This is a genomic window from uncultured Dialister sp. (genome assembly GCF_900538805.1).
GTDB lineage: Bacteria > Bacillota > Negativicutes > Veillonellales > Dialisteraceae > Dialister.
This window is the reverse complement of the sequence record NZ_UPZP01000154.1, coordinates 1-2,661: the sequence shown is the minus strand read 5'-3', so window position 1 is coordinate 2,661 and position 2,661 is coordinate 1. Positions and strand designations below refer to the sequence as shown.

The window sequence follows — 2,661 nt, the reverse complement described above, 5'->3', positions numbered from 1 at the left end:
GTGCTTGTTATGGTCATACCGCACTTGGGACTTTCACCCATTAGATTACACCCATGCCGGGCGCACCCCCTATTCCCGCTTCGCGGGACTTCCACCTAAAGGTGAAACGACTCACTACATTTTGCGCGTCGCTGGCGCTCCTTCAAAATGTGTTCGCTGTGCATCCTAAAGGGAAGCATGTCACTGGATTTTCGGGTCGCTACAAATCCAGTTCCTTTGCCACCCCGGTGGGGGAAGTCTGCTCTATACTGACCTGACTACCAAACGGCAGCCCCATGCCCCCTGAGCGAAGCGAACACAACCATTTTATACAACCTGCGGCGAAGCCGCGCCCCTTCCGCACCCTTAGGGCGCGGGACCCTTTGAACCTTCTGAACCCGCCTGCCAAAGGCAGGCAGAACCCTCTGAACCCGGGCCGCTTTGCGGCCTATTATTTTCCCCTACTTCTCTTGACGAAAATATGGTATAATCTAATAAAATAATTTTATACCAAAATATTTTTATACCTTGGTCGTTTGATTTTGGTAAGTAAGGGGTATTTCAATGAACAACACGGACTGGAAAATCCTGATTTATCTTCGCGAGGAACGGAGCATTAATAAGGTGGCCAAGCGGCTTTTCATGACCCAGCCTTCTTTGACCTATCGTCTGAGCCAGATGGAGAAGGAAATCGGCTGTCCTTTATTTATCCGCACCAATAAAGGAGTCCATTTCACCGATGCCGGCAACCGTCTTTTCTCCTTTGCGGAAAAGGAGCTGCAGCAGTACCAGGACATGAAGAATTACGTGACCCATGAGCCGAATTCCATTTCCGGGGTTCTCCGCATCGGCGCCAGCCAGTCCTTTGCCCAGTCCCACATGCCTGCCATTCTGAAGGGTTTTGTGGATAAGTACAGCGACATTGAGATTTCCCTCACCACCGACACCAGCGATGAGCTGGTGAAGCTGGTGAAGAAGGAGGATATCCATCTGGCCATCGTCCGGGGAAATCAGGAATGGCCGGATGCGGATATTCTGCTGGAGGATGCGCCGCTGTACCTGATTTCCGCCAAGAAAATCGACTACAGCACCCTGCCGGACCAGCCGTCCATCCGCTATCGGAGCGACCCGTCCCTGGATGAGCTCCGCACCCGGTGGTGGAGGCAGAACTTCACCGATTCTCCCCATTTCATGCTCACCGTGTCCGACTGCCTTACCTGTGTGGAAATCGTGAACCAGGGCCTCGGCCACTCCCTCATTCCGGCGGACCTCCTGCCCAAGTGCGCGCCCCAGGTGAATCGGGAAATGATTTACGACAAGCAGAAACGGCCGCTCCTCAGGCCCAGCCACCTGATTTACAAGCAGCCCATGCTCCAGTCTACGCCGGTCAGAATCTTCGTGGACTATCTCCGCAGCTATTTCAAGGTATGAAAAAAGCCCTGTGAAATGATTTCACGGGGCTTTTATAATTTCACAAGAAATCCAAGCATACTGAAGAGCCAGGTAGAAATACCAAGGAAAAGGGCGCAGCACAGCTTTTCCAGCTTCAAACGGTTGGCAAAGCGGCGGTGGCGCGCAGCATCGCCCCACAGGGCATTGATGAGGCCATGGTAGTCCACGTGCATCATGCGGAGGAGGGTGCAGTAGTTGAGAAGCAGGTAAATGCATATCAGCGCAGGGCGCAGCTCATCCATCATGAACCAGACCATCCATGGGAAACAGAGATTGTATACAAAGGCAATGTGGCCGCCAAGGAAATAGGCCATTTTCTGCTGAAAGGTTTCGGTTAAATCGGTTTTATAGGCAAATACAAGGTATGCATCAATGGCGCATAGAAAAAGGTACCAGAAAAAAAGGAACGGCATACAGAATTCCCTCCGGACATTTTGGCGTGATTGTTCTCTTATGACTCGATTATAGCATGAGACCTTTTGCCTGCCCATGGGCCGAGAAGCAGAAAGAAACGATGAAATCGGAACACTTCGGAGCACCATCCATGACCGCCGAGGAGATGGAAGGACCGCGGAGGAAACAGGATGACCGCAGGCAGAAAATTTCCTATTTCGCCTGAAAAGGGGAAAAGGAAAAGTAAATTCTAAAAAAAGAGGCATATAGAAAAAATCTTCTGTCTGCTTATAAATATCTTATAGCTGGCCGGAGCAGGAGAAAGTGATAGAATGAGGCTGGTGGGCTGGTGGGCTGGTGGGCTGGTGGGCTGGTGGGCTAGTGGGCTAGTGAGGCAGCTGCCCGCTTACCGCTTCCTTAATTATCAGTTGTTTCATATGCAGCCGGCACCGAGATTCTTCGCTGGCACCCGGAATCACAGTGTCCCACGGTTAATTTCAGCACGTAACGCCCTAAGAAGGAGGGGCTCCGGCTCTTCGTCATAGGTCTATGATTGACAAAAGAGTTAATTACGTAACGCTGACTTCATACTCATTGCCGCGCAGCGGCGATACCACAACCCTCGGGCCCGAAGGGCCCGTCAAACCTAAGAACCTTAAGAACCTTCGGCCCAAAGGGCCGTCAACCCTCACGCCCGTCAGGGCGTGTCCAAGGGCAATACCACAACCCTCAGCGGCCAAAGGCCGCTGTCAAACCCTAGGGAAGCACTGATTAATTCGCAGAATCGAATTTCATATGTATTTTTATCCAATGCTACGTCATCAGTCTCCTTAAATA

At 51.5% G+C, this 2,661-nt stretch carries 2 protein-coding genes; one reads left to right on the top strand and one right to left on the bottom strand.

The window, feature by feature from the left end; translation table 11 throughout:
- Nucleotides 1-543 precede the first annotated feature (543 nt).
- Nucleotides 544-1,410, top strand: coding sequence for a LysR family transcriptional regulator (locus QZQ29_RS09215; RefSeq protein ID WP_296962607.1), 867 nt, complete (start codon nt 544-546; stop codon nt 1,408-1,410).
- A gap of 32 nt (nt 1,411-1,442) precedes the next feature.
- On the opposite strand, the gene QZQ29_RS09210 is transcribed toward QZQ29_RS09215, so the two are convergent.
- A complete protein-coding gene (locus tag QZQ29_RS09210; protein WP_296962605.1) occupies nt 1,443-1,844 on the bottom strand; it encodes a hypothetical protein in 402 nt (133 codons plus the stop codon).
- Between the last annotated feature and the right edge of the window lie 817 nt (nt 1,845-2,661).

Bases quoted from the DNA above. Each gene is read 5' to 3' on its own strand.
- QZQ29_RS09215 (WP_296962607.1), top strand. From the start codon at position 544: ATGAACAACACGGACTGGAAAATCCTGATTTATCTTCGCGAGGAACGG.
- QZQ29_RS09210 (WP_296962605.1), bottom strand. From the start codon at position 1,844: ATGCCGTTCCTTTTTTTCTGGTACCTTTTTCTATGCGCCATTGATGCA.